22 protein-coding genes are annotated in these 22,275 nt (G+C 74.2%); 6 read left to right on the forward strand and 16 right to left on the reverse strand.

Annotated elements, in window-relative coordinates:
• Positions 1–49: 49 nt before the first annotated feature.
• A complete protein-coding gene (locus tag ABEA04_RS13155) occupies positions 50–859 on the reverse strand; it encodes a MerR family transcriptional regulator (RefSeq protein WP_345459066.1) in 810 nt (269 codons plus the stop codon).
• A gap of 79 nt (positions 860–938) precedes the next feature.
• Between ABEA04_RS13155 and ABEA04_RS13160 the strand changes: the two genes are divergently transcribed.
• From ABEA04_RS13160 to ABEA04_RS13175, 4 genes are read left to right on the forward strand one after another with little or no spacing between them, the layout of a single operon-like run.
• Positions 939–1,286: a nuclear transport factor 2 family protein gene (locus ABEA04_RS13160; protein WP_345459069.1), complete on the forward strand. Its 348-nt coding sequence runs from the start codon at positions 939–941 to the stop codon at positions 1,284–1,286.
• Positions 1,287–1,318: 32 nt separating this feature from the next.
• A complete protein-coding gene (locus tag ABEA04_RS13165; RefSeq protein ID WP_345459072.1) occupies positions 1,319–2,311 on the forward strand; it encodes an alpha/beta hydrolase in 993 nt (330 codons plus the stop codon).
• Complete coding sequence (locus ABEA04_RS13170) at positions 2,308–2,937, forward strand: alpha-ketoglutarate-dependent dioxygenase AlkB (RefSeq protein WP_345459075.1); 630 nt, start codon at positions 2,308–2,310, stop codon at positions 2,935–2,937. The genes ABEA04_RS13165 and ABEA04_RS13170 overlap by 4 nt, the downstream gene beginning before the upstream one ends.
• A gap of 42 nt (positions 2,938–2,979) precedes the next feature.
• The gene (locus tag ABEA04_RS13175) at positions 2,980–3,765 is read left to right on the forward strand and encodes an SDR family oxidoreductase (RefSeq protein ID WP_345459078.1); all 786 of its coding nucleotides are present in this window, start codon (positions 2,980–2,982) and stop codon (positions 3,763–3,765) included.
• Positions 3,766–3,845: 80 nt separating this feature from the next.
• On the opposite strand, the gene ABEA04_RS13180 is transcribed toward ABEA04_RS13175, so the two are convergent.
• A complete protein-coding gene (locus ABEA04_RS13180; RefSeq protein ID WP_345459080.1) occupies positions 3,846–4,916 on the reverse strand; it encodes an alkene reductase in 1,071 nt (356 codons plus the stop codon).
• 207 nt (positions 4,917–5,123) lie between these two features.
• Here ABEA04_RS13180 and ABEA04_RS13185 point away from each other — a divergent pair, with 207 nt between their 5' ends.
• On the forward strand, positions 5,124–6,293 hold the full coding sequence (locus ABEA04_RS13185; RefSeq protein WP_345459083.1) for an RtcB family protein: 1,170 nt from the start codon (positions 5,124–5,126) through the stop codon (positions 6,291–6,293).
• Here ABEA04_RS13185 and ABEA04_RS13190 read toward each other — a convergent pair.
• The 5 genes from ABEA04_RS13190 to ABEA04_RS13210 form a co-directional block, all read right to left on the reverse strand.
• Positions 6,280–7,083 (reverse strand): hypothetical protein, encoded by an 804-nt coding sequence (locus tag ABEA04_RS13190; protein WP_345459086.1) that lies wholly within the window; start codon positions 7,081–7,083, stop codon positions 6,280–6,282. The genes ABEA04_RS13185 and ABEA04_RS13190 overlap by 14 nt on opposite strands.
• Before the next feature lie 230 nt (positions 7,084–7,313).
• Positions 7,314–7,493 carry a hypothetical protein gene (locus ABEA04_RS13195; protein ID WP_345459088.1) on the reverse strand — a complete coding sequence of 60 codons (180 nt, stop codon included), beginning with the start codon at positions 7,491–7,493 and terminating at the stop codon, positions 7,314–7,316.
• A gap of 159 nt (positions 7,494–7,652) precedes the next feature.
• Positions 7,653–8,885 (reverse strand): hypothetical protein, encoded by a 1,233-nt coding sequence (locus ABEA04_RS13200; RefSeq protein WP_345459091.1) that lies wholly within the window; start codon positions 8,883–8,885, stop codon positions 7,653–7,655.
• Positions 8,886–9,244: 359 nt separating this feature from the next.
• Positions 9,245–9,838 carry a hypothetical protein gene (locus tag ABEA04_RS13205; RefSeq protein WP_345459094.1) on the reverse strand — a complete coding sequence of 198 codons (594 nt, stop codon included), beginning with the start codon at positions 9,836–9,838 and terminating at the stop codon, positions 9,245–9,247.
• A 254-nt stretch (positions 9,839–10,092) separates the two neighbouring features.
• Positions 10,093–10,524, reverse strand: coding sequence for a hypothetical protein (locus ABEA04_RS13210; RefSeq protein ID WP_345459097.1), 432 nt, complete (start codon positions 10,522–10,524; stop codon positions 10,093–10,095).
• 262 nt (positions 10,525–10,786) lie between these two features.
• On the opposite strand from ABEA04_RS13210, the gene ABEA04_RS13215 reads away from it, so the two are divergent.
• A complete protein-coding gene (locus ABEA04_RS13215) occupies positions 10,787–10,954 on the forward strand; it encodes a hypothetical protein (RefSeq protein WP_345459099.1) in 168 nt (55 codons plus the stop codon).
• 779 nt (positions 10,955–11,733) lie between these two features.
• Here the strand turns inward: ABEA04_RS13215 and ABEA04_RS13220 are convergent.
• The 9 genes from ABEA04_RS13220 to ABEA04_RS13260 form a co-directional block, all read right to left on the reverse strand.
• Positions 11,734–12,075 (reverse strand): hypothetical protein, encoded by a 342-nt coding sequence (locus ABEA04_RS13220; protein ID WP_345459102.1) that lies wholly within the window; start codon positions 12,073–12,075, stop codon positions 11,734–11,736.
• 96 nt (positions 12,076–12,171) lie between these two features.
• The gene (locus tag ABEA04_RS13225) at positions 12,172–13,212 is read right to left on the reverse strand and encodes an SIS domain-containing protein (RefSeq protein WP_345459105.1); all 1,041 of its coding nucleotides are present in this window, start codon (positions 13,210–13,212) and stop codon (positions 12,172–12,174) included.
• Positions 13,209–14,336: an N-acetylglucosamine-6-phosphate deacetylase gene (gene nagA, locus ABEA04_RS13230; RefSeq protein WP_345459108.1), complete on the reverse strand. Its 1,128-nt coding sequence runs from the start codon at positions 14,334–14,336 to the stop codon at positions 13,209–13,211. Before nagA ends, ABEA04_RS13225 begins: the two co-directional genes overlap by 4 nt.
• Complete coding sequence (locus ABEA04_RS13235) at positions 14,333–15,499, reverse strand: anhydro-N-acetylmuramic acid kinase (RefSeq protein WP_345459111.1); 1,167 nt, start codon at positions 15,497–15,499, stop codon at positions 14,333–14,335. The genes nagA and ABEA04_RS13235 overlap by 4 nt, the downstream gene beginning before the upstream one ends.
• Positions 15,496–17,325 carry an N-acetylmuramic acid 6-phosphate etherase gene (murQ, locus tag ABEA04_RS13240; protein WP_345459114.1) on the reverse strand — a complete coding sequence of 610 codons (1,830 nt, stop codon included), beginning with the start codon at positions 17,323–17,325 and terminating at the stop codon, positions 15,496–15,498. Before murQ ends, ABEA04_RS13235 begins: the two co-directional genes overlap by 4 nt.
• Positions 17,322–18,725, reverse strand: coding sequence for a glycoside hydrolase family 3 N-terminal domain-containing protein (locus ABEA04_RS13245; protein WP_345459117.1), 1,404 nt, complete (start codon positions 18,723–18,725; stop codon positions 17,322–17,324). The genes murQ and ABEA04_RS13245 overlap by 4 nt, the downstream gene beginning before the upstream one ends.
• A complete protein-coding gene (locus ABEA04_RS13250; protein ID WP_345459120.1) occupies positions 18,722–19,645 on the reverse strand; it encodes a carbohydrate ABC transporter permease in 924 nt (307 codons plus the stop codon). Before ABEA04_RS13250 ends, ABEA04_RS13245 begins: the two co-directional genes overlap by 4 nt.
• Before the next feature lie 118 nt (positions 19,646–19,763).
• Entirely contained in the window at positions 19,764–20,753 is a 990-nt protein-coding gene (locus ABEA04_RS13255) for a carbohydrate ABC transporter permease (protein WP_345459123.1), read from the reverse strand.
• A gap of 136 nt (positions 20,754–20,889) precedes the next feature.
• Positions 20,890–22,215, reverse strand: a complete 1,326-nt coding sequence (locus ABEA04_RS13260; RefSeq protein WP_345459126.1) for a sugar ABC transporter substrate-binding protein — start codon at positions 22,213–22,215, stop codon at positions 20,890–20,892.
• Positions 22,216–22,275 lie beyond the last annotated feature (60 nt).

Raw genomic sequence — 22,275 nt, forward strand, 5'->3', positions numbered from 1 at the left:
CACGGCGCGGACGGCGTCGAGCCACGTCGAACGGATGCGCCCGAAGCCGTCACGGCAGCTCACGCGCCACCCGGAAGACCGGCCACCCGATCTCGGTGCGCCACGCCGCGGGGTCGGCGGTGTCGCGTGGTCCGACGAGGTAGCGCTCCCGCACCGCCCCGGCCACCGTCAGCGCGTTGCGGGTCACCCAGAGGCCGAGCTCGCCGTAGGTGACGTCGATGCCGTCGTGCTCGCCCTCGTGCGTGGTCACCACGAGCTCGACGTCCGGCAGCGTCACCGGGTGCACCCGGCCGCGCGTGGGCGGCTCGGCGGCGGGCCGGTAGAGCAGCAGGTGGCCCCGACCGCGCTCGAACAGCGCGTTGTCGTAGAGGCCGCCGGGCGGCCCCGCGCCCGCCGCCGGGCCCAGCACGGCGTCCAGCTCGGCCATCGCCCCGGCGTACCAGGCGACGACGTCGTCCTCCCCCACCTCGTCCTCGACCGCCGCGACCGTCGTCGCGGGCTCGGCGCGCAGCTCGACCTGCAGCGGTGCCGGCTCGGGCGCCAGCAGCCGACGCAGCGAGCCCACCGCGACGCGCGTGCGGGCCAGCTCGGCCTCCAGCCGCCCGAGGTGCTCGGCGACCAGGGCCGAGCGCTGCTTGGGGTCGGGCGAGCGCAGGATCCTGCGGACGTCGGCGAGCGGGACGTCGAGCTCGCGCAGCCGGTGGATGACCTGGGCGGTCGGGATCTGCTCGCCCGAGTAGTAGCGGTAGCCGCTCGAGGGGTCGACCAGCTCGGGCTCGAGCAGCCCCGCCTCGTGGTAGCGCCGCAGCGTGCGGATGCTCAGGTGCGTCACGCGGGAGAACTCGCCGATCGCCAACATGGCGGCATTCTCGACTCTCTCCCCGGGGGAGACACCAGTGCTTGACCCTCGCCGAGCCCGAGTGCCCAGGCTCGACGGCATGGACACCAACACCATCACCCAGCAGCTGCCCACCACGATCCGCGACTTCAACGCCGCGCACGAGGCGCGCGACGCCGACGCGGCTCTCGCCCTGGTCACCGAGGACGCCGTCGTCGCCGACGTCGGCGAGGCGTTCGTCGGCGAGGCGGCCCTGCGCCGCTTCGTCGCCGAGGCCGGCGCGGAGTTCACCTACACCGACGAGGTCACCGGCGTCCGCCGTGACGGCGAGGTGTGGGTGGTCGGCCACCACCTCGAGGGCGACTTCCCCGGTGGCGTCGCCGACCTCGACTACCGGTTCGCCCTCGAGGGCGACCGGATCGCCCGGCTCGACATCGTCCTCGGCTGACGACTCGACCAGGGACCGACGGAGACCCCGGCATGACCACCCACGCCCCGACCGCACCCCCACCGCCCTTCGACCCCGAGCTGGCACCCGTCGTCGAGGTGCTGATGAGCCTGCGGGCGGCCGACGCCTACCGCGCCGACAACATCGCCGAGATGCGCGAGCCGGTGCCGGGCCTCGAGGCCGCGAGCAACGCCGTCCTCTCCCGTGACGGCGCCTACCGCGTCGAGGAGCGGACCGTTCCCGGGCCGGCCGGGGCCCCCGACGTCCCGCTGCTGATCTGCCTACCCACCGACGCCCCCACGCCGGCGCCGGTGATGTACCACACGCACGGCGGCGGGATGATCGTCGGCGACCACCGGTTCGGCCTGCCCGAGATGCTCGACCTGGCCCAGCCGTTGGGGATGGCGGTGGTCTCGGTCGAGTACCGCCTCGCCCCCGAGACGGCGCACCCCGGCCCGGTCGAGGACTGCTACGCCGGGCTGGTGTGGCTCTCGGCCCACGCCGACGAGCTCGGGCTCGACCCCGACCGGGTGGTCGTCGGCGGCGCGAGCGCCGGGGGCGGGCTCGCCGCCGCCCTCGCGCTGCTGGCGCGCGACCGCAACGGCCCCGCCATCGCGGCCCAGCTGCTGCTGTGCCCGATGCTCGACGACCGCAACGACTCGCCGTCCACGCACCAGATGCGCGGCCTCGGCATCTGGGACCGCTCGTCGAACGAGACCGGCTGGAACGCCCTGCTCGGCGCTGGCGTGCGGGGCGGGACCGACGTCTCGCCGTACGCCTCGCCGGCGCGCGCCCTCAGCCTGGCCGGGCTGCCGCCGGCGTTCGTCGACGTCGGCTCGGCCGAGACGTTCCGCGACGAGGACGTCGCCTACGCCAGCCGCATCTGGCAGGCCGGCGGGCAGGCCGAGCTGCACGTGTGGCCCGGCGGGTTCCACGGCTTCGACGTCGTGGTGCCGCAGGCCGCGATCTCCCGGGACGCCGTCGCCGCGCGTGCGGCGTGGCTGCGGCGCCAGCTCAGCCGATGACGATCGACGCGCCGCTGCCGTTCGGTGGCGCGGACGACGACGCGGCGGCGCCCACGCTCGACGACACCTTCGCGACCGCGCGCCGGGTCGACCTCGACGCGCACTCGTGGGTCGAGCACGTGCCCGGCTGGCTCACCGGCGCCGACGCCGTCTTCGACGAGCTGTGGCGCAGCGCCCGGTGGGAGCAGCGGCGCCGCACGATGTACGGCCGCCGCGTGCTCGAGCCGCGCCTCACGGCGGAGTACCGCGATCTGACGCAGGCGCCGCCGGTGCTCGCGCTGGTGGCGCGGTCGCTGACCGTCCACTACGGCGTGACCTACGACCGGCTGTGGCTCAACCTCTACCGCCACCACCGCGACAGCACCGGCTGGCACGGCGACGGCGCCTCGACCCGCCGGCGCGAGTCGATCGTGCCGGGGCTCAGCCTCGGCGCCGGCCGCCGCTTCCTGCTCCGGCCGGTCGACGGCGGCCCCAGCACCACGATCCACCCTGCGGCAGGCGACCTGGTCGTCATGGGCGGACGGTGCCAGCGCGACTGGCGGCACAGCGTGCCGAAGCAGTCCACGCCGTCCGGGCCGCGGATCAGCGTCAACGTCGCGGCCACCAGCCAGTTCCGCCCCGACTGACCCCACCCACGAACCCGAACCCCCAGCAGGAGGAGAGAAGACATGACGCACGAGGACCGCGACCGTCTCGACGGCCGCAGAGCGCTGGTCACCGGCGGCTCGAAGGGCGCCGGCCGCGCCGTCGTCGACCGGCTGCGCGCGATGGGCGCCGACGTCTGGACGACGGCGCGCACCATGCCCGAGGGCTACGACCGGCCCGACCGCTTCGTCGCGGCCGACACCGCCGCCATCGAGGGCGTGGCCGCGGTGGCCGCCCGGGTCGGCGAGCACGGCCCGCTCGACGTGCTGGTGCACGTGGTCGGTGGCTCGACGACGCCGCCCGGCGGCTTCGCGGCCGCCACCGAGGACGACTGGCTGCGCGAGCTGAACCTGAACCTGCTCGGCGCGGTGCGGCTCGACCGGGCGCTCCTGCCGGCGATGGTCGAGGCCGGGTCGGGGGTCGTCGTCCACGTCGGGTCGATCCAGCGCGAGCTGCCGCTGCACGACGCGACGCTCCCCTACGCCGCGGCCAAGGCCGCCCTGCGCACCTACAGCAAGGGGCTCGCCAACGAGCTGGCTCCCCGCGGCGTGCGGGTCAACACGGTCAGCCCCGGCGGCATCCGGACCGAGGCCTACGCCACCTTCGTCGAGTCCCTCGCGAGCGGCAACGCGATCTCACGCGCGGAGGCCGAGCAGAGCATCCTCGACGGCCTCGGCGGCGTCCCGCTCGGCCGGTTCGCCGACCCCGAGGAGATCGCCGACCTGGTCGGCTTCCTGGTCTCCGACCGGGCGTCGGCGATCGTCGGCGCGGAGTACGTCATCGACGGCGGCACCGTGCCCACCGTCTGAGAGCACGACCGTCCTCGTGCCCGCGATGGGCGCGAGGACGGCGTGCGTCGACCGGCCGGCGGCCGGTCAGCGATCGGTGGTCAGGCGTCGAGGAACGGGTAGTCGGTGTAGCCCTCGGCACCGCCGCCGTAGAAGGTGTCGGGGTTCGGCTCGTTGAGCTCGGCACCGGTGCGCCAGCGGGCGGGCAGGTCGGGGTTGGCCAGGAACAGCCGGCCGACGGCGACCGCGTCGGCGAGGTCCTTGTCGAGGATCTCCTGTGCCGACTCGCGGGTGGTGATGCCGCTGAAGCCGTCGTTGGCGATGAACACGCCGCCGAAGGCGCTCCGCAGGTCCTGGATCAGCTCGAGCTTCGGGTCGGCGAGCACGCTGAGGTAGGCCAGTCCGAGCGGGGCGAGGCCCTCGACCAGCAGCCGGTAGGTCGCGGCGACGTCGGCCGGGTCCTCCTCGGTGGCGCCCTGGATGTTGTGGGCCGGCGAGAGGCGGATGCCGACCCGGTCGGCGCCGATCGCCTCGGCCACCGCGCGGGTGACCTCGAGCGCGAAGCGCACGCGGTTCTCGGGCGAGCCGCCGTACTCGTCGGTGCGGTGGTTCGAGCCGGGCGCCAGGAACTGGTGGATGAGGTAGCCGTTGGCGCCGTGCACCTCGACGCCGTCGAGACCGGCCTCGACCGCGTTGCGGGCGGCCTGCACGTAGCCCTCGACGATCGCGGGGATCTCCTCGACGGTGATCTCGCGGGGGGTCGGGTAGGGCTTCGAGCCGTCGGCGGTGACGATCTCGCCCGGCGCGGCCAGCGGGCTCGGCGCGATGACCTCCTCGCCGCCGGTGTTGCCGGGGTGGGCGATCCGGCCGACGTGCATCAGCTGCGCCACGATGCGACCGCCGTGCGCGTGCACGCCGTCGGCCACGCGGCGCCATCCGGCGAGCTGCTCCTCGGAGTGGAAGCCGGGGGTGTCGAGGTAGCCCTGGCCCTCGGCGGTGGGCTGGCTGCCCTCGGTGACGATGAGGCCGGCCGAGGCGCGCTGGGAGTAGTACTCGACCGCGAGGTCGCCCGGCACCGTGCCCTTCGCGCGGTTGCGGGTCAGCGGCGCCATCACGAGCCGGTTGGGCAGCGTCCAGGCGCCGACGGTCAGGGAGTCGAAGAGATCAGCCATGCCTCCTACAGCGCCCCCGTCCGCTGCTCTGTTCCGGCCGACGGCGGTGAGGAGTCTCACTCGCGCCGACGTCCGCCCGGGTGTGCCCGGGTGCGCGCGGACGGCGTCGGCGCTGCAAACCGGTCGCTCCCGACGTCCCTGGCTGGTGCACTGACGCCTTCAGAAGGTCAGACGGTCAGACGGTCGGGCCGACAGAGGAAGGACGAGATGGAGCAGGTCACCAAGCGCTTCATGAACTGGGCCTCGGTGCTCGAGGACGCGACGCGCGAGCAGGTCAGGATGACCAGCGAGATGCCGTTCATCCATCCGCACATCGCCCTCATGCCCGACGCGCACCTGGGCAAGGGATGCGCGGTCGGAGCGGTGCTGCCGACCCGCGGCGCGATCATGCCGGCGGCGGTCGGGGTCGACATCGGCTGCGGGATGATGGCCGTCGAGACCGGGTTCTCGGCCGGCGACCTCCCCGACGACAAGGGTGCGCTGCACCGCGCGATCAGCGACGCCGTCCCGCTCTCGGCCGGTGGCTACAACGCCGAGGTCTACTCCGAGCAGACCAGCGCGCGCATCGCCGAGCTCGAGGCGCTCACCGGCGTCGACCAGGCCGAGGCCGTCGCCCCGAGCTGGCGGCTGCAGCTCGGCTCGCTCGGTTCGGGCAACCACTTCATCGAGGTCAGCCTCGACGAGCGGGACGGCGTGTGGCTGTTCCTCCACTCCGGCTCGCGCGGGGTGGGCAACAAGCTGGCGATGAAGCACATCAAGGTCGCCCAGCAGCAGTGCGGGCGGCGCTTCATCGCGCTCCCCGACCCCGACCTCGCCTACCTCGTCGAGGGCGAGAAGGAGTTCTGGGACTACATGGAGGCGCTGCGGTGGGCGCAGCGGTTCGCCTACCTGAACCGCGCCGAGATGATGCACCGCGTCGTCGACTGCTTCCTGGGCTGGACCGGGCGCGACGCCCTCGCCGAGCACACCGAGGTCATCAACTGCCACCACAACTACACGGTGAGGGAGAAGCACTTCGGGCATGACGTGTGGCTCTCGCGCAAGGGCGCGATCGACGCGCACGAGGGCGTCCGTGGGCTGATCCCCGGCTCGATGGGCACGCGGTCGTACGTCGTGACGGGCCGGGGCAACCCGCTCGCGCTCCACTCCTCGCCGCACGGCGCGGGCCGCAACCACTCCCGCAACGCCGCGCGGAAGCTGTTCACCCGCGCCGACCTCGACGCCCGCATGGACGGCATCGCGTGGGGCCGGTCGGACGCGTTCCTCGACGAGCACCCCGACGCCTACAAGGACATCGACGTCGTCATGCAGGACGCCGCCGACCTGGTCTCGGTCGACCACACCCTGCGCCAGATCGTCAACGTCAAGGGCGACTGACCGGGGCCGGTCGGTGCGCGACGATCCGGACGGTCCGGTGCGTCGCCGTCACCTCGTCGGTGCAGGGGACGGCGGCGTCCGTGGCGCAGGCCGGCAGGTCGACGGTGATCGTGTAGACACCCGGCGGCATCCGCAGCTGGCCGTGCGTCGGCAGGGTGGGGCCGGTGGTGCTGCCGGCGCCCTCGCGGATGGTGACGTGCACCAGGCTCGAGCACCCTCCCTCGATCACCAGCGGCGCGCGCGGCTTGTCGACCAGCCGCAGCACGGTGGGGCCCTCGGCCGCCGGGAAGAGCTCGCTGACCACCCCGGCCTGACGCACGGCGACCCGGGTGTCGCGGCACGCCGACGGCTCGTCGCTCGGCGCGAGGTCGCCGCCGGTCGACAGGCGCCTCAGCACCGGCGGCAGCTGCCCGGAGTCGTAGGTGAGGTGGTCGACCTGGTAGCCGAGGCAGGGCTCGTCGGCGACGTCGACGTAGCCGGCCCGCGTGGCGTCGTCCGTCTGGAACAGCAGGACGTAGTGCAGCGGGACCGGGCTGTCGATCATCGTGCAGGTGGCGTTGAACTGGGCCGGACGGGTCTGGCTGAGCAGCCGCAGCACGGTGCGGGTCGTGCCGGCGTCGAGCGGCACCGTCCGCACCAGGCTGTCGGGTCCGGCACAGCAGCCACCACCCCCGGTCCCGTTCTCGTAGCGGCACAGCACGGCGCCGCCGGTGTGCTCGTCGGTCAGGTCGTCGAGCTGGTCGGAGTCGAGCTGCTCGACGCCGTCGGCGACGGCCTCGGTCCCGCACACGGACGGGTCGCCCGTGGCCGAGCTCGAGGACGGACGGTCCGCGCCGGGGTCGGACGGCGCCTGACCCCCGCACGCCACGAGGAGCAACGTCAGGAGAGCAGCGCCGGCACCCGTGCGCAGAACGGTCACGGCGGAAGGACGTGCACCGGACGCCGTCGGTTCCGGTCGGGAGCCCCGGTCACGACGCGCGGGGTCGGCCCCGGTGCGGCCACGCGCGTCGCGGACGCCGGTCAGCGGGCGCGCGCCTGCGCCTCGGCCACCAGCGCGAGCGCCGTCCGCAGGGCCGCCACGCGGTTGACCATGAGCGTCTGGCGGGACGGGCTCAGCGGGGTGTCCCGGTCCAGCACGGACTCGCACTTGCCGAGCAGGGACCGCAGCTCGCGCTCGGCCAGGTCCAGGTCGTGGGGCACGGCGTCATCGTGCCACCGCAGCACCTGCCGTCGTCCCCGCGTTCCCGAGGACGCCGAGGGCGAGGACGACGACTGTCGAGGCGAGGGCGACGAGCCGGGTGAGCACGCGGCGAGCCTAGGTTGCCCGCGACCTCGGCGTCGGCGGACCGGCCGACAGCCCTACGCCTCGCAGCGGACCCTGGTCTCGCCGAGGCAGGTGTCGGTGCCGGCTCGGCCGTCGACCGTGTCGTCGCCGTCGCCGCCGTCCAGGCGGTCGCCGAAGCCGCTGCCGACCAGGACGTCGTCACCGGGGCCGCCGTCCATGGTGGCGGGTCCCTCGATGAGGGTCGGGGCATCGCTGCACGGGTAGTCGCCGAGCTGGTCGTAGGTCCGCACCGACGTCAGCCGGTCGTCCCCACCCCGCCCCTCGATGGTGATCTCGCACCCCGACGCGGAGAGGACGTCGTCCGCCCCGCTGCCGCGCAGCGTGACGCTGGTGAGGGTCAGGTCGCTGACGAAGACGTCGTCGAAGCGGGTGAAGGTGAGCCCCGCGCGCGAGGGGACCACGGTGCCGTCCGCCACGTCGACGACGACAGGCTCCGCTCCCCCGGACCCGCGGACCGACAGCTCGAGGCGGTCGTCACCGGCGCCGCCGTCGAGCGTGCTGGGTCCGCGCCCCTCGTCGAGAGTCACGACGTCGAGGCCGGCGCCCATGGCGATGGTGCTCGCGGCCGCCGCCTCGCTGGTGACGAGGTGCTCGCCGAGGGGCCCCCCGCGGAAGTCGAGCGTGCCGCTCGTGTCGACCCGGAAGTCCTGGACGCCGGTCCACGTGATCCAGGCGGCGCCGTCGCGGGTCGCCGAGCCGTCACGGTTGTCGAGGGTCAGGTCGTCGGAGAACGCCGTCGACCCCCGACCCACGACGAGGGCGTCGCGTCCCTCGCCGCCGGCGACCACGACCCGGCCACCGTCGGGGTCCCTGACCTCGACGCGGTCGTCGCCGTGCCCGAGGTCGATGCGGTCCGGCCTGCCGGCGGACCCCTTCGTCTGCACCACGTCGTCCCCGCGGGCGGTCGAGACGACGTCCTGCTCGCGGTCGCCGTCAGGACCCCACCCGCCGACCTCTCCGGGCCCCGTGAGCACTTCGTCGTCACCTGGCCCGCCGGTGAACCGGTCCGCCCCGGCGCCGAGGGCGGCCCAGACCGCGCGACGGCTCGACCCGGTCACCACGACCCGGTCGTCACCGCCCGCCGCCTCGAGGTGGACGACCCCGGCCCGCGGGAAGTCGGTCAGGTTCGTCACGCAGATCAGGTCGTCGCCCCCGAAGGCCCGGACGTACTTGGCGCCGTTGGTCACGATGACGTCGCGCCCCGGCGTCCCGATCGCGCGCCCGTCGGGTCGGTGCTCACCGACCACCGTCGCCCGCTCCCCGCGACACGTCCGCTGGGCGGTGTCCGCCGACGCGACGAGCGGCGCCGGCACGGCTGCCACGGCAGACGCGATCAGCAGGAGCGCGAGCGACCGGGCCGGCGATCGGGGCATGGCGCATGGTCGCACTGCCCCGCCCCCGAGCGCTGCCCGATCGGCCGGACTGGTCAGGCCGCGACGCGGCGTCGTCGGTCGTAGACGGACGTGCATAGATGGCGAGAGCTCGGATCGCCGGGGCCGCGCTCAGGGCGTGTGCTGTCAGCGGCAGTCCGTTAAGCACGTCCTTGTACGAGTCCTGCGCAGACGTCCAACTCGCGGCACGGGCGGGCGCCAGCCCGTGCTCTACCTCAGCTTCGCCAGACCTCCTGCGATCGGGCGGCAGCGGCGACGACCGGATCGGCGTCGATGACAGTGGTCGTGGTCTCGATGCCGACCTGTCGCCATTCGCACACGATCGTCAGCTTCCCTCCGGGCGGCAGCGGCCACAGCCAGTAGTAGCGGTCCGTGGACCGGTCTCCGCCACCGCCTCCGCCGCCGATCAGCACCGGACGGTCGGGCGTCTGATCGTCGCCGTCGAGGTCCGGCCAGGGGCCGATGTTGGTCGCGCGGCGACCGTCGGCGTACTCGAAGCCCCACTTGAGGCGGTCACGGCGCCACGTCTGGTCCTGATCGTGTCGGTAGGGCCCGTCGAAGACCTCTTCCTGCAGGTTCACGCTGCGCGGAAGGGCGCGGGTCCGCACGCTGAGCGTCATGGCCAGGCCCTGCGCGAAGGCCCGCCAACCAGTCAGCATCACGACGGCCTTCTCGGATCGACCGAGGATGAGCTCGACCGGCACGACTCCGGGCAGCGCGTCCGACGGCGGACCCAACCATTCCGGTTGCGGCCGCTCCACCTCAACCTCTTCGGGAACGTCGGGCGGGTCGGGAAAGAAGTCGCTCACACGCTGATCCTCGCTCACGCCGAGCCAGCGCTGCTCCGAGACGCAGCAAGCCGCGCGGACGCAACCGATCGCACGACGTCCGTCGAGCGGCGCGACCGGACGGAAGCTGTGGCGGATGGTCGTGCGTCAGCCCGTGACGCGTCATGATCAGGCGGACGGCTCTAGAGCAACGCCGCGCGTAGTTGATCCGAAGTGCCCTCGCGGCGGCAATTGGCGTAGTCATGCTGCGGGCACTTCAGGCGATGCTAGGGCGCCTACAGGCGCGTGTAGATCAGGTCGAAGTCCTTGGCCCAGGTGCGGTGATCCTCGGCCATGAACCAGGCGCCGTCGATCAGGTCCTTCGTCACGGTTCCCACGTAGCGCTGCGAGAAGTGCAGTGGCGAGAAGTCGGCCTGCGTCCGCTCGATCGTGAGCTCGGCGCCGTCGAGCCGCACCTCATAGACCCGTACCACCGTCCGGTCGTCGAAGTAGTGCTGCAACAGGGTCCCGCGCTCCTCGTCCCAGGCGATGACAGCCAGTCCGTCAGGCGTCCCTCCGAACGGGATCGACCACTTCTGGAGCAGCAGGTCGCTGTCGCCAATCCATTCCCAGACCGTCCGCGCGCCGACGTCGGGCAACGGGTCCGGTCGCTCGTCGCCTGGCATCACCATGGCCAAGCTCCACTCGCCAACCAGCGGCGCCAGCATCTGTCTTGTATCGGTCATGAAGGTGAGGACCGAGTCGACGGCACACACTCATCGCACGACCGGCAACCTCGCCTCCAGCACCTCCTCCGTCCTGCGGTTCGTGCAGCAAGGCGGCCGTATCGGGGACCCTTCGCCACCAGCCAGACGCTACGTCCATCGTCGGGACGGGACTCTGGAGGCAGCATGAGCCGCGTGACCAACGTGCCCCCGCCGCCCAGCCGCCCGCCGTTGCCCGGCCAGTGACACTCGCGCGACTTCGTTCGTGCTCCTCGAGGTTGCTCGCGCGCTCGCCGCGCTGCAGGCGCCTGACGAGCAGCAGATCCTGACGGATGTCGGGATCAGCGTCGACGAGCTCAACGCCGCGTGGCACGCACTGCGCGAGGGGGACCATCTGCGCTGGCTGGGCGAGAAAGTCGTGGCGGCTCGGTGACGGGGTCGCCACGCACATCGTGCTCACCGAGCGAGGTCGCCGGGCGGTCGGGCTGTGGCCGTCCGAGCGCAGCGCCGATCAGCTGGTCGACCTGCTGCGTCGGGCCGAAGACCTGACCGACGACCCGGACGAGAGGAGCCGGATCCGACAGGCCGCCGCAGCGCTCCACGGGGTCTCGAGCGACATCATCACCGACGTAGGCGCCGCATGGGTGCGCTCGCAGACGGGACTCTGACGCGCCTAGCAGCAGAACGCTCCGTCCATCCGTGGTGGAGGGGCGTCAGCCCGCAGCGCGGCATGGTCGGACGGAGCCCGCAGCGCGGCATGATCGTTCCCCGCGGCACCGTGTTTTGCGTTCGTCGTTGCGCGATGGTGACGGTATGGATTCTGAGCAGCCCTGGAACCACCGGCTCAGTGACGTGGCTGAGACCGCTGGGGGCCTTGCGCAGATGGCGCGTCGAGTCGAACGCGGCGAGATAGACCCGTCCTTCTTCGTACATCTCAAGACCGCCAGCCTCCTAGACGCCTTCGCAGACGCGCTCGAAGTCCCCGGGGCACCGGGTCGGGGCACCGGGTCGAAGTCCTCTTGAGGCCGTAAGCGTTGCGCTTCATGCTGGCCCGCACGGCACGGACGACGGCTGAGGCCTGCCAGCGGCGGGGCCCGCCGCGCGGCTTGCGCAGGCGATTACGACTCGCGGCTGCAATTCGCGCGGTCTAGGTTGAACGCCGACGTTCGGCATTGTCGGACTGCACCCCGCACGCCACCAATCGGTCGGGTGTCATTGATAGGTGGCGACGACCTCGATAAGTCCGACGATGTGCGCGTTGAAGTCGTCGAGGTCCTCGGCGGGTATCCAGTACTCCAGGATGGTCTGACCGCCCGCCTGCTGCACCTCATAGGAATCGAGGAATGCTTTCTTGATCTCGAAGCGCGTTACGTACCCGATGCCGCTCGCCCTTACGTTCCAGTCACGTGCGATGCGAGTGGCGTAGTCCTCATTTAGGACGGGGTAGAAGATCGGTTGGTCGGGCAGTCGCGGCGGCCAACCCCTCCACCCGGACGCTTCGACGAGAGCGAGTTCTTCGGGCCCGGTGGGCCGCCACAGGGTGACGGTCTCCATACCCCGAAGCATCGCAGAGCGGCGCGATCGGCTCACCAAGTTCCGCCCGACTCTCGGCACGTGCGGGCGCATCCTGCCGCGGCGGACGGCGGGCGGTCAGGTCGTCAGGGTCACCTTCGACAGCCCACCGGGGCGGTCGACCTCGACGCCGCGGGCCTGGGCGACGCGCCAGGCGAGCAGCTGGCCGGGGACGACGGCGACGACGGGGGTGAGCCAGTCGGCGACGTCCGCCTCGGGCGGGGGGACCACGTGGGCGGCGGCGCCGTCGACGGGCACCCGGCCGAGGACGACGACGGGGGCGCCGCGGCGGAGCAGGTCGGGGGCGACCTCGAGCACCGAGGCGGTGCCGGGCTCGGGCGGGGCGATCAGCAGGGCCGGGGTGTTCGGGCCGACGGCGCCGACGGGGCCGTGCATGAGGTCGGCCGGCGAGAACGGCACGACGAGCGAGCCGGTGAGCTCGGTGAGCTTGAGCGCGGTCTCGTGCGCCGTGGCCAGGTTGTAGCCGCGGCCGACGGCGACGCCGCGGTCGTGCGGCGCGACGACGTCGACGGCGGCGTCCACACCGGTGGCGAGCACCGCGGCGGCGAGGGCGTCAGGCAGCCGGTCGAGGTCGGCGCCGCGGGGGTCGCCCAGGGCGGTGGCCAGCGCGGCGAGCGCGACCAGCGAGGCGGTGAAGGTCTTGGTGGCGGCGACCGAGCGCTCGGGCCCGCAGCCGAGGTCGAGGACGGCGTCCGCCGCCTCGGCCAGGGGCGAGCCGGGGTCGTTGGTGACGGCGAGGGTCGGCCGCCCGGCGGCGCGCGCCTGCTCGACCACGCCGACCACGTCGGGCGAGCGACCCGACTGCGAGACCGCCACGACGGCGGCGCGGCGCAGGCCGGGCGAGTCGCCCGCGCCGCCGTAGACCGTGGTGAGGCTGGGGGCGGCGAGGGTCGCGGGGAGCCACGGCTCCCACAGGTAGCGGGCGTAGGTGGCGGCGTTGTCGCTGCTGCCGCGTGCCACGAGCAGCGCCCGCTCCGATCCGTGCGAGCGCAGCAGGTCGGCGTAGCCGGCCAGCTCGGGCCGCAACCGGTCGAGGAGCCGCGCGACGACGGCGGGCTGCTCGGCGATCTCGCTCTCGAGAGCGGTTCTCTCGGTCATCGCGCACCCGCCGTCTCGATCGAGCGACCACCGAGGAGCACCTCGCGGACGACGAGGTCGTCGTCGAGGACGGCGACGTCGGCGCGGGAACCCGGCCGCAGCGAGCCGACGTCGTCACGCCGCAGCATGCGGGCGGGCGCGGCGGTGGCGGCGTCGAGCACGGCGACCGGGTCGAGGCCGAGCGAGGCCGCGTTGCGCACCGCGGCGTCGAGGGTGAGCGCGCTGCCGGCGAGGTCGCCGGCGTCGTTGCGGACGGCGCCGTCGCGCACCTCGAGCGCGACGCCGGCCAGCACGTAGGCGCCGTCGTCGCGTGCCGAGGCGGCGGTGGCGTCGGTGACGAGGACGACGCGGCCCGCGGCCGCGGCGAAGACGACCCGCACGGCGTCGTCGGCGAGGTGGTGGCCGTCGACCACGACCTGCACCGTCACCCCGGGCCGGGCCAGCGCCGCGCCGGCCAGCCCGGGCTCGCGGTGGTGCAGCCCCGACATCGCGTTGAAGCAGTGGGTGACGGCGACGGCGCCGGCGTCGAAGCCGGCGTGCGCCTGGGCGGCGGTGGCGTCGGAGTGGCCGAGCGAGACGACGACGCCCTCGGCCACGAGGGTGCGCACGAGGTCGAGCGCGCCGGGCAGCTCGGGCGCCAGCGTGACCGCGACGACCCCCAGCCGGTCGGAGTGGCCCCGCAGCCGCGCCAGCAGCTCGGGGTCGGGATCGCGCCGGTGCTCGCGCGGGTGCGTGCCCAGCCGGCGCGGGCTGAGGAACGGCCCCTCGAGGTGGACGCCGAGCAGCCGGGCCCCGCCCTCCGCGGCGGACGCGTGGGCGGCGTCCAGCACCCGCAGGGCGTGGCTGACGTCGCGCTCGGGCCCGGTGATGAGGGTGGGCAGCCACGACGTGACGCCGCGCGAGGCCAGTGCCCGCGAGACGTGCACGACCTCCTCGGCCGTGGCGCTCATCAGGTCGACGCCGTCGAAGCCGTTGACCTGGGCGTCGACCAGTCCGGGCACCGCTCTCAGCCCGCCGGAAGCGGGCGGCAGGCCGATGCGGGTGACGACGCCGTCGTCGACCTCGACGTCGCCGTCGACCACGCGGCCGTCGACCAGGGCGCTGGACACTCCGAGCCGCGTCATCGCGCGACCACCTCCGTGAGCTGGGGGGAGCCGACGACGAGGCGGCGTGGAGCCTCCCCGGCCGGCGGCAGGACGACGGGCGCGTGCCCGGGCGTGATGCGGCCCAGCACGCGCGCGGGATGGGGGCCGGTGCTGACCGGCACCTGGTGCCAGGCGAGCCAGCCGAGCAGCGCCCAGAGCACCGACTCCTTGCCGTCGGCGGGCAGGCCGTGCGCGTCGCTGGTGACGAGCGGGACGTCGCCGAGCCGTCGGGCCAGCGCGGCCACGAGCACCGGGTTCGCGGTGCCGCCGCCGGAGGCGACGACCTCGCGGGGCCGGTGGGGCGCGACCGCGTCGGCCACGGTGACGGCGGTGAGCTCGACGAGCGTGGCGGCGACGTCGGGCCAGGGCTCGCCGTCCACGACGTCGTCGAGCCACGCGGCGGAGAACAGCTCGCGGCCGGTGCTCTTGGGCGCGGGGAGCGCGAAGTAGGGGTGGGCGAGCAGCCGCGCCAGCAGCCGCTCGTCGACCCGCCCGGACGCGGCCAGCGCGCCGTCGGCGTCGTAGGGGCGGCCCAGGGCGCGGGTGGCGACGACGTCGAGCAGGCAGTTGGCGGGGCCGGTGTCATGGGCGGGCGCCTGTACCCCGGGGCCGACGACGGTGACGTTGGCGATGCCGCCGAGGTTGAGCGCGACCCGGACGTCGTCCCCGCCGAGCCACAGCCGGTCGAGGACGCCGGCGAGCGGCGCGCCGTGCCCGCCGGCGGCGACGTCGCGCGCCCGCAGGTCGCTGACGACCGGCAGCCCGGTGGCCTCGGCCGCCCAGGCGGGCTGGCCGACCTGCATCGTGCCGAGGCACACGCCGTCCCGGACGTCGTGGAAGACGGTCTGGCCCGGTGAGACCACGAGGTCGACGCCGGGCACCCGCTCGAGCGCGGCACGGGCGGCGCCGGCCACGGCCTGCCCGACGGCCTGGTCGGCGGCGCACAGCGCGGCCGCGGTGGTGGTGGCCGGTGGCAGCAGCGCGAGGACGTCGTCGCGCACGCCCGGCGGCCACGGGTCGGTCCAGGTGTCGAGCACGTCGGCGACCAGCGTGGCCGGGTCGAGCTCGTCGCGCGCGAAGCGGACGGCGCCGACGTCGAGACCGTCGGCGGAGGTGCCGGAGGCGACCGCGAGCACGATCACGACGCGGCCTCCTGCCGTTGCGAGGCGGACGCCGCGGCCAGGGCGGCCCGGGCGCGACCGCCGTGGGCGGCCAGCAGCGCGTCGGCGCCCGCGGCGTCGAGGCCGGTGAGCAGGGTGACGAGGGCGGTCTTGGTGCGCCACCCGGACGCCTCGAGTGCGGCGAGCGCCGCCTCGTCGGTGGCGCCGGTGGCCTCGCGCAGGATGCGGCGGGCGCGGCGGCGCAACTTCTCGTTCGACGGCGAGACGTCGACCATCCACGCGCCGTAGACGTGACCGACGGTGATCATCGCCGCGGTGGAGAGCACGTTGAGCGCCACCTTCTGCGCGGTGCCGGCCTTGAGCCGGGTCGAGCCGCCGAGCGTCTCGGGGCCGGTGAGCGCCTCGACGGCGACGTCGGCGCGGGCGGCGGCCGGGCTGGCGGCGTTGTTGACGATCGCGACGGTGGCGGCGCCGGCCGCCCGGGCGTGGTCGAGGGCGGCGAGCACGTAGGGCGTGCGGCCCGAGGCGGCGATGCCCACCACGAGGTCGGACGCCGTGACGCCGAGCGCGGCGAGGTCACGCGCGCCGGCGTCGGCGTCGTCCTCGGCGCCCTCCACGGCGGTGCGCGCGGCACCCTCGCCGCCGGCGGTGACGGCCACGACCCGCGAGGGGTCGACGCCGAAGGTGGGCGGGCACTCGGCGGCGTCGAGGGCGGCCAGGCGGCCCGGGGTGCCGGCGCCGACGTAGACCAGGCGGCCACCGGCGTCGAGCGCCTCGGCGGCGAGCACCACGGCGCGGGCGAGGGCCGGACGGGTGGCGGCGAGCGCGGCGGGCACCGTGGCCTCGGCCTCGAGCAGCAGGCCGACCAGCTCGTCGGGGGTGCGGGCGTCGAGGTCGGTGAGGTCGGCGCGCACCTGCTCGGTGGCGAGCAGGTCGACGTCGTCGCGCGGGCCGGACGCCGCCGGCTCCAGCCGCAGCACCGCGGCCTCGTGCGGCAGGTCGGTGCGCGTGGCGAGCAGCAGCGCGCCCTCGACCGGCGTCCCCCGGCCGGGGCGGACGGCGTACCCCTCGGGCAGCGCGGCCGTGCAGGCCGCCACCAGGGCGGGGGCCTCGGCCAGCCCGCCGACGAGCACCGGCTGCGGGTCGCCCCCGGCCACCGCGAGCCCGGCCCAGACGGCGCCGGCCCGGGTGACGACGTCGCGGGCGAGGTCGTCGCCGCCCTCGGCCGCGGCGAGCACGTCGGGCACGAAGGCGGCCGCCGTGCGCGCGGTCGTGCCGCCGGCCGACAGCGCGTGGGGCAGGTGGGCGAGGTCGCCGAAGCGGGCCTCGGCCGCCGCGGTGAGGGCGGTGGCGCGACCGCGGCCCTCGCGGGCGAGCAGCACGCCGCGCAGCGCCTCGCGGGCGATCCACGCGCCGCCGCCGTCGTCGCCGAGCCACGGGCCCCAGCCGTCGAGCCGGCGGATGGCGCCGTCGGGCGTGACCACGAGCGCGGCGACGCCGGTGCCGACGGCGACCACGCTGCCGGGCTCGCCGGCCAGCGCCCCGGCGTGGGCGGCGATCGAGTCGGAGGTGACGGCCACATGGACGGCGGCGCCGCGGCGTCCGAGCGCCTCACCGAGCCGGCGGGCGCCGTCGGGCGAGGCCTCCGAACCGGCGGCGGCGACGCAGAGCGTCTCGACGGGACCGTCGAGCTGCGCGAGGACGACGCCCACCGCGGCGACGGCGGCGTCCACTCCCCCGGCGTCGGCGAGCCCGGCCGAGCCGGCGCCCTCGGCGTGCCGGCCGTCGTCGGCGAGCGCGCGGCAGCCGGTCTTGCCGAGGTCGACGCCGACGGTGAGCCCGCTCACCGGGCCACCCCCAGCGCGTCGGCCGCGGCCCACGCCGCGGCCAGACCGCCGGCGTGCGTGACGACCGAGCGGGCGGCGGTGGGTCCGTCGTGGTCGGCCGGGCCGACGTGGACGACGACCGCGTCGGACCGCGCGGCGAGCACCGCCTCGACGACCTTGCGGGTGGCGGGGCCGCTGCGGCCCTCGACCACCACGGCGACGTCGCGACCGGCGGCGCGGTCGAGCAGCGCGGGGACGGCGTTGGCGTCCGGCACCTCGACGGCACCGAGCAGCGGGGCGAGCCGTGACGGCCGGCGGCCGGCGGCGATGCCGACCTCGGTGGGCGCCAGCAGGGCCACCGCGCCGGGCGCGAGGGCGACGTCGCCGGTGACGGTGAGGGCGCGGTGGGCGACGTCGGCCCCGAGCGCGGCGCCGGGGACGGCGAGAGAGGCGACCCGGGCGGCGGCCTGCTCGAGCCGCTCCCCCGCGACGTCGCCCGACCGCACCGCGGCGACGAGCGCGTCGACCACCGACCGGGCCGCCGCCTCGTCGTCGTAGCCGTCGGGGAAGACCGGGTTGCCGATGCAGAGCAGGTCGACGCCGGCGGCGAGGGCCGCGACGGCGGCGTCCTCGCGGCGCGGCATGGCGCCCATGTCGAGCGCGTCGCTGACGATCACCCCGTCGAAGCCGAGATCGTCGCGCAGCAGCCCGAGCACCCGCGGGCTGGTGGTGGCGGGCCGGTCGTCGAGGGCGCTCACCACCACGTGGGCGGTCATCACGCAGCGCGTGCCGGCGGCCACGGCGTCGGCGAACGGGGCGAGGTCGCGGGCGCGGTAGGTGGCCTCGTCGGCGTCGACGCGCGGCAGGGAGAGGTGGGAGTCGACGCGGGTGGCGCCGTGGCCCGGGAAGTGCTTGGCGCAGGCGGCGACGCCGGCGGACTGCAGGCCGCGCACGGACGACGCGACGTGCCGGCCGACGAGCGCGGGGTCGGCGCCGAACGACCGCTCGCCGATGACCGGGTTGTCGGGCTCGCTGTTCACGTCGGCCACCGGACCGAGGACGACGTCGATCCCGGCGGCACGCGCCTGCGCGCCGAGCCCGCGGGCCACCTGCTCGGTGGCGACGACGTCGTCCAGGGCGCCGAGCGCGGCGGCGCCCGGCCACCGCGAGCCGGCGTCGGACTCCAGCCGCGTCACCGAGCCGCCCTCCTCGTCGGCGGTGACGAGCACGCCGTCGCGGACGTCGTGCAGCGCGCCGGTCAGGGCGCGCACCTGGACGTCGTCCACGACGTTCTGGCCGAACAGGCACACGCCGGCCAGGCCGGCGTCCAGCTCGCGGCGCAGCCACTCGGGCACCGTCGTGCCGACGAAGCCGGGCAGCACCACCGAGGCGGCGAGGCGGCGCAGGGCGGGGTCGGTCATCCCTTCACCGCTCCCGCGACCAGGCCCTCGCTCAGCCGGCGCTGCACGAGGACGAAGAAGATCATCACCGGCACCGTGATCAGCGTGGAGCCGGCCATGACCGAGCCCCAGTCGGTGCCGTACTGGGTGAAGAACTGGCGCAGACCCGCCGCCACGGTGAACTTCGACTCGTCGTCGAGGAAGGTGATCGCGAAGACGAACTCGTTCCAGGCGGTGATGAAGGAGAACACGCTGGTGGCGACCAGGCCGGGCGCGACGAGCGGGAAGAGCACCGACCAGAACATCCGCGGCCACGAGGCGCCGTCGAGGTAGGCGGCCTCCTCGAGCTCTTTCGGCACCGCGGCCACGAAGCCGCGCAGCATCCAGATCGCGAACGGCAGCGAGAAGGCCACGTAGACCACGGTGAGCGCGATGAGGCTGTTGATCACCTGCAGCGAGCTGGCCTGGATGAACAGCGGGATGACGAGCGCCTCGAGCGGCACCATCTGCACGACCAGCACGAGCACGAGCACGGTGGTGCGCAGCCGGAACCGGAACCGCGCCACCGCCACCGCGGCCAGCAGCGCCAGCAGGCCGCTCGCCACGACAGTGCCGAGGCCGACGAGCAGGGAGTTGAGCAGGAAGCGGCCGAAGCCGGCCTCGCCGAGCACGAAGGAGAAGTTGTCGAACGAGGGATCGCTCGGCAACAACGCGCGCGAGCCGTCGTTGGCGCGGGCGTCGAAGGCGGTCGAGAGCATCACCAGCGCCGGGAAGATGCTGAAGACCAGCACCACCACGAACCCGACGGCGTTGAGCACCCTCGTGCGCCGCCGGCGGTAGGGCTTGGGGGCCTTGCCCCAGCCGCGCTCGGTGGGGCCGGCGCCGTCCAGCGAGACCGCCGGGACGTCGGCGGTGCCGGTCAGGGTCGGGGTCTGCGTCATGACGACCTCTCCGACGCCACCCGCAGGGACACGGGGACGCAAGCACTCGGAACGGGGCCCCCGCGGCGTTGCTCACCGGAGGAGCGAAGCGGGGGAAGCGAAGAACGTCGTGGGGTGTTCATGTGAGCTCGTCCTGCTTGAAGAGGGTGCGGAGGTAGACGGCGGTGATGGCGAGCAGCAGCAGCGTCAGCACCACCGCGACGGCGGCGCCGTAGCCGTAGCGGTTCTGTGAGATGCCCTCGAGGTAGGACCACGTGCCGAGGTTGAGCACGTCGCGGTTGGTGCCCGACCCGCCCGGCATCAGGTAGATCTGGGTGAAGACCTTGAAGTCCCAGATGGTCGAGAGCACCACGACCACCGCGAAGATCGGCTTCATCAGCGGGTAGGTGACGTTCCAGAACCGCCGCCAGGCGTTGGCGCCGTCCATCTCGGCCGACTCCAGCACCTCGCGCGGCACGGTGAGCAGGCCCGCGAGCACGGTGACGGCCACGAACGGGAAGCCGTGGTGGACGACGTTCAGCGTGGCGATGCCGTAGAAGAACAGCCGGTCGGTGAACCAGTTGGTGGTGTCGGGGTCGGCCAGGCCGATCGACGACAGGACGTTCATGACCATGCCGTCGCTGGTGTCGAAGATGTAGACCCAGATGTAGGTGCCGCTGACCGCGGGCATCGCCCACGCCACCATGATCGCGGTGGTCAGCACCCCGCGGCCCCACGGGCCCAGGCGCAGCAGCAGCAGCGCCACCAGGGTGCCGACCACCACGGTGAGCACGACGCACACGACCGCGAAGACCACCGTGTTCGGCAGCGCCGTCTTCCACAGCAGCGGGTCGCCGAGGATCTCGCGGACGTTGTCGAGGCCGGTCCAGTAGAACCCGCCCTCGCGCAGCTCGCGCAGCCCGAAGTCCTGGAACGCCAGGGTGACCACCCAGACCAGCGGGTAGATCAGCAGCGCCGCGAGGACGGCAAGCGCGGGCGCCAGCAGCGCCCACGGCAGCCACCGCGGGGTCAGCCGCCCGCCCCCGGCCCCCCGAGACGGGGCGGGGACGGTCGGCTCGTCCTGGGGCTCCGGTCCCCGCGGCTGCGGGGCCACCTGCTGGGTCGTCATGACCTGGCTGCGCCTCTCTGCGTCCACCCGCCGGCGTCGTCGGTGACGTGACGGCGCGACGAAACTGCGGGTTGTGGGCTGAACCTTCGTAGGAGAACCGGCAGTTTCACCACTTACGTGGTGAAACTGCCGACCCTCAGTCGCCGCGGCTGAAGATCTGGTCCATCTCGTCGGCGGCGGCCTCGGAGGCCTCGGCCACCGTCGCGTCGCCGGAGAGGATGGACTGGAGCATCGCCGAGATCGTCTTCTTGCCCTGCACCTGGCCGTACAGCGGCGTCACCGGCACGCTCTTGCCGGCCTCGGAGGCCTGCTGGGCGAACGGCGCGACCAGCGGGTCGCCCTCCTCCTGGGTCTTCTCGAGCAGCTCGTTGGTGCCCGGGAAGTAGCCGGTCTGGTCGCCCCACTTCTGCGCGAACTCACCGGTGCTCATCAGGCGCACCAGCGCGAAGGCGAGGTCGGGGTTCTCGGTGCTGTTGAAGACGCCGAGGTGCGAGCCGCCGAGGAAGGACGGCGAGAGCCCGCCGTCGGGGCCGGGGATCGGGAAGGCGCCGATCTTGCCCTCGAGGTCGGGGTTGGCCTCGACGAGCGCGGCCGGCGTCCAGCTGCCCGAGATCATCATGGCGACGTCGCCGCGCGAGAAGGCGTCGGACAGGTCGGCCTCGTCCCAGGTGGTGGCGGCCGGCGTCGAGAAGCCGTGCTCGGTGGCCAGGCCGGTGTAGAACTCGATGCCCTCCTGGGCCTCGGGCGAGTCGATGGTGCTCGTCCACGAGTCGCCCTCCTGGACCGCGAGGTCGCCGCCGTTGCCCCAGATGAAGGGGTCGAGGCCGTACTCGCTGTCGCCGGGCACCGGGAAGGTGACGAGGTCGGGGTCGGAGGCCTCGATCTTCTCGCCGACCTCCACCAGCTCGTCCCACGTGGTGGGGGGCTCGACGCCGGCCTTCTCGAACACGTCGGTGCGGTAGACGACCGAGCGGACGCCGGCGTACCAGGGCATGCCGTAGAGCTCGCCGTCCACCGTGCCGGCCTCCTTCAGGCCCTCGACCAGGTCGCTGTCGAGCCCGGCCTCGCTGACGGCGCTGCTCAGGTCGACGAGGCCGCCGGCGTCGGCGAACTCCGGCGTCCAGGTGGTGCCGACCTCGGCGACGTCGGGGGTGGAGCCGGCGGCGATGGCCTTGACGAACTTGTCGTGGGCGTCGGCCCACGGCACGTACTGCACGTCGAGCGTCGCGCCCGTCTCCTCCTCGAAGGCGGCGCCGAGCTCGTCGAAGTAGGGCTTCGCGTCGGGGTTGGTGCCCTCCATGATCCAGACGCTGAGCTCCTTGCCCTCGCCGTCGAGCGCGCTGCTGTCGGCGGTGGCGTTGTCGATCTCGGCGTCGTCGTCCCCGCCGCCGGTGCCGCCGGCGCAGCCCGACGCGAGCAGGCCCAGCGCCGCCACGGCGACCAGCACTCTTCTCTGCCTCATCCTGGGTTCCTTCTTTCCTGGGTTTCCTGGGTCACAGCGGCACAGCGTCACTGCGGTGAG

Origin of the sequence: Nocardioides marinquilinus, assembly GCF_039543705.1 — a bacterium.
GTDB classification, from domain to species: domain Bacteria; phylum Actinomycetota; class Actinomycetes; order Propionibacteriales; family Nocardioidaceae; genus Nocardioides; species Nocardioides marinquilinus.

Bases quoted from the DNA above. Each gene is read 5' to 3' on its own strand.
- ABEA04_RS13255 (WP_345459123.1), bottom strand. From the start codon at position 20,753: ATGACGACCCAGCAGGTGGCCCCGCAGCCGCGGGGACCGGAGCCCCAG.
- ABEA04_RS13210 (WP_345459097.1), bottom strand. From the start codon at position 10,524: ATGCTGGCGCCGCTGGTTGGCGAGTGGAGCTTGGCCATGGTGATGCCA.
- nagA (WP_345459108.1), bottom strand. From the start codon at position 14,336: ATGACGCGGCTCGGAGTGTCCAGCGCCCTGGTCGACGGCCGCGTGGTC.
- ABEA04_RS13220 (WP_345459102.1), bottom strand. From the start codon at position 12,075: ATGGAGACCGTCACCCTGTGGCGGCCCACCGGGCCCGAAGAACTCGCT.
- ABEA04_RS13160 (WP_345459069.1), top strand. From the start codon at position 939: ATGGACACCAACACCATCACCCAGCAGCTGCCCACCACGATCCGCGAC.
- ABEA04_RS13185 (WP_345459083.1), top strand. From the start codon at position 5,124: ATGGAGCAGGTCACCAAGCGCTTCATGAACTGGGCCTCGGTGCTCGAG.
- ABEA04_RS13225 (WP_345459105.1), bottom strand. From the start codon at position 13,212: ATGACCGAGAGAACCGCTCTCGAGAGCGAGATCGCCGAGCAGCCCGCC.
- ABEA04_RS13245 (WP_345459117.1), bottom strand. From the start codon at position 18,725: ATGACCGACCCCGCCCTGCGCCGCCTCGCCGCCTCGGTGGTGCTGCCC.
- ABEA04_RS13260 (WP_345459126.1), bottom strand. From the start codon at position 22,215: ATGAGGCAGAGAAGAGTGCTGGTCGCCGTGGCGGCGCTGGGCCTGCTC.
- ABEA04_RS13250 (WP_345459120.1), bottom strand. From the start codon at position 19,645: ATGACGCAGACCCCGACCCTGACCGGCACCGCCGACGTCCCGGCGGTC.
- ABEA04_RS13170 (WP_345459075.1), top strand. From the start codon at position 2,308: ATGACGATCGACGCGCCGCTGCCGTTCGGTGGCGCGGACGACGACGCG.
- ABEA04_RS13155 (WP_345459066.1), bottom strand. From the start codon at position 859: ATGTTGGCGATCGGCGAGTTCTCCCGCGTGACGCACCTGAGCATCCGC.
- ABEA04_RS13175 (WP_345459078.1), top strand. From the start codon at position 2,980: ATGACGCACGAGGACCGCGACCGTCTCGACGGCCGCAGAGCGCTGGTC.
- ABEA04_RS13165 (WP_345459072.1), top strand. From the start codon at position 1,319: ATGACCACCCACGCCCCGACCGCACCCCCACCGCCCTTCGACCCCGAG.
- ABEA04_RS13180 (WP_345459080.1), bottom strand. From the start codon at position 4,916: ATGGCTGATCTCTTCGACTCCCTGACCGTCGGCGCCTGGACGCTGCCC.